The 1,476-nt window shown below is 39.8% G+C and carries 1 protein-coding gene and 1 pseudogene; both read left to right on the top strand.

Annotated elements, in window-relative coordinates:
* The first annotated feature begins 252 nt into the window (after positions 1-252).
* On the top strand, positions 253-786 hold the full coding sequence (locus QUA74_RS29745) for a transposase (RefSeq protein ID WP_333336364.1): 534 nt from the start codon (positions 253-255) through the stop codon (positions 784-786).
* Positions 787-817: 31 nt separating this feature from the next.
* A pseudogene (locus QUA74_RS29740) lies at positions 818-1,104 on the top strand (transposase); the annotation flags it as partial.
* Positions 1,105-1,476: the final 372 nt, after the last annotated feature.

The following is a 1,476-nucleotide window of genomic DNA, read 5'->3' as shown; positions in this document are numbered from 1 at the left end:
TAGCGAAAGTCGGTGTTTAGTAATCTTGACGAACTCCGCACAAAAGTCAAGGAAATTTTGGCATCTTTCACGCCCGAGCGTCATTGGTTTTCTCACCGGATGGTCTTGGATTTTACATTCTTTATCTCTATCACATCTTTAAAAAAATGGTATCAGTCCTTACCTACTTTCCAGTATCACACTTGTCAATACCCACCACCTGAGTCCTTACACAAAAACCGTTTGAGGTTCGAGAACAAGTTGAGGAAGTGAGTGTTGATATGTGGGGAGGATTTCCCTCTCGTTATAGAGCAAGTATTCCTAAAGGCCCTAGTTATTATTGCTCGTTTTCGTGTAATGAAAGTAGTTAATAAAGACTTAAATAAGTTACGTAGAGCAGCCGGAATAACAGATAGGCAAAGTAAATATTTATTATTAAGTAATCGAGTAAATTGGAATCCAGAGCAGATTGATAAATTAGAATTGACACTAGGGAAATCAGAATTTTTGAGAATTGCGTATGAGATGAAAGAAAAATTTAGAGAAATATATGAGACTAATTTGACGGTCAAAAAAGGGCAGAAGAAAATCAAAAAAGGGCTAAATCATGCACAAGTATTTTTTAGAGAATCTGCATCAACAATTGAGAATCATTTTGAGGGTATTTGCAACTACTTTCTTTATCGCACCACAAGTGGAGTCATGGAAGGAATCAACAATCGGATTAAGTTGATAATGCGACAAGGGTATGGTTTTTCTAATTTTAATAATTTTAGGAATCACGTATTAGCTTGCTTTTCTGATTAGATAAACTTATAACCATAAGTTCAGGAGAGCCGGACGGACTGTATCAATTCATCCTGATGAAGCCTTAATGCAAGAGTTGCGAGCACGTCAATCCACTGCTATTGGTCGAAAAAACTTAAGAAAACGTACTACAGTTGAACACTCTCTGGCTCATATTGGGCATTGGCAGGGGAACCGTGCTCGCTCTATATTGGACAGCGGAAAAATCTTTTCTCTCTACGCCGAGTCGCTGTTGTCCATAATCTTCATGTCATTGCTCGAATGGATAAGGTTCGGCCAATTACACCAGGCATAAAGTCGAACTCATGGACTGGCTAATTTCATAAAGTCCTTTTTTTGTCAACTCCCAATACTGAACCGACGCCCTAGCTTTGATGGCTTGAATGATTTTTTGACCTAGGTCGTAGCTATAGGGTTTAGGGAGGAGTCGTGCGAGCGTTCCGCAACAAAAAAAAAAGACTATCCCCAGTTTACGCCATAACCGCCTTGGCGGTTGCCATAACTTCCAGTTAAAAATCAATCAGCAAAAACAACAAAGTCCCTATGTGTACAGAGAGGATGTTTTGTTAAAAAGTGGTTCCAGAGGTCAAGCTATTTTCGAGCTGTGACGGGGCAAATATCTTAGGCAACTGGACGTTTAACAACCGAGTTCAGAATTGAATCGGAGTGGTGCCACTGGGTCTTTCGACC

Origin of the sequence: Microcoleus sp. LAD1_D3 (genome assembly GCF_036702135.1) — a bacterium.
In the GTDB taxonomy this organism is placed as follows: Bacteria; Cyanobacteriota; Cyanobacteriia; order Cyanobacteriales; family Microcoleaceae; genus Microcoleus.
The sequence above is the reverse complement of the archived record's forward strand: the minus strand, read 5'-3'. Positions and strand labels throughout refer to the sequence as shown.